We start from the raw sequence: 1,335 nt of genomic DNA, 5'->3' as shown, positions 1-1,335 counted from the left end.
ACGGGTTGTTGGCAGGTGTGGCAGTGGCCGGTCCAGACCGCGAGTAAGTGTTGGAGGTGGCGCAGGACGGCGTAGAGCGTCAGTCCCGCGCAGGGGCTTTTGGGGTGCGGCGGAGCTTGGTGCAGATTGCTTGGGCGAGGGAGGCGCGGGTGACGTGGCGGTGCCATCCGAGCCAGCTGCGGCCTTCGAAGTGGTCCAGGCCGAGGCCGTCCTTGAGTTCGCGGTAGTCGTGCTCGATGCGCCAGCGGATCTTGGCGATCCTGACCAGGTCGCGCAGGCGGATGTCGGGCGGGAGGGTGGACAGCCAGTAGTCGGTGGGCTCGGCGGCGCCGGTGGGCCACTCCGCGAGCAGCCAGCACTCCGGGAGACTGCCGTCGGCGTTCTTCGGGATGTGCCGGTTGGCCGGACGCACCCGCAACGCCACGAACCGCGACCGCATCCGCCCGGTCGGGTTGGCCGGGCTCTTGTGGGAGCCGTGGCGCCAGACCACGAACCTCCCCGCCGACCGGCCCGCGGCCGTCACCAGCGTCTTCAGGTCGGCGGGCGGGTCGGGGTAGCGGGGTTCGGGCCGACGGCCGGTCCCGCCGTGGGCGGGCGTGACCGGCACCGCCGTGGCGGGGTGGGCAGTGGCGATCGGGTTGACCGCCACCGCGTAGGTCAGTCCGCGGTCGGTGAGCCCTTGACGGAAGCCGGAGGAGTCACCGTAGCCGGCGTCGGCGACCACGGGCCGCGCGGGCAGGCCCCACTCGGTGAGTTCGTCGATCATGTCCAGGGCCAGGCGCCACTTCTCCCGGTGCCGTTGGTCGTCGGGGATCGCGCACCGTTGCCGCCTGCGCCGGGTTTCGGCGGCCAGGTCCGGGTCGGTGGTTTTGCGGTCGTCCCAGGACTCGGGCAGGAACAACCGCCAGTCCAGCGCCGCCGACGCCCAGTCCGTCACCGCGTGCACGCTGACCCCGACCTGGCAGTTCGCGGTCTTGCCCAACGCCCCGCAGTACATCCGCGCCACACCCGGTGACGATGTTCCGTCCTTGGGGAACGCGGTGTCGTCCACCGCGATCGCGTCCGGATCGACGAAGTCCCGCGCCCACACCGCCAACCGCCGACGCACCTCCACGTGATCCCATGTCGACGTCGTGACGAACTGCTGCAACTGCTGGTGGTCCACCCCGAGACGCTCACCCATCGGCTGCATCGACTTGCGCTTGCCGTCCAACAACAGCCCACGCAGATACAGCTCACCCTTCGCCCGCTGATCACGCCGGACGAACCCACCGAACATGCCTGCGGCGAAGTCCTCGATCACCGGGCGAACCAACGCCATCTCCTCCGGCCCCA

General features: G+C 70.6%; 1 protein-coding gene. It reads right to left on the bottom strand.

The genetic code is table 11. The annotated features are described in order from the left end of the window. Nucleotides 1-79: 79 nt before the first annotated feature. On the bottom strand, nucleotides 80-1,321 hold the full coding sequence (locus tag ACYVLT_RS40305; protein ID WP_461125422.1) for an IS701 family transposase: 1,242 nt from the start codon (nucleotides 1,319-1,321) through the stop codon (nucleotides 80-82). Nucleotides 1,322-1,335 lie beyond the last annotated feature (14 nt).

The sequence above is a fragment of the Saccharothrix stipae genome (assembly GCF_054781895.1).
Note: the sequence above shows the minus strand (reverse complement) of the source record. Positions and strands in the feature narration are given on the sequence as shown.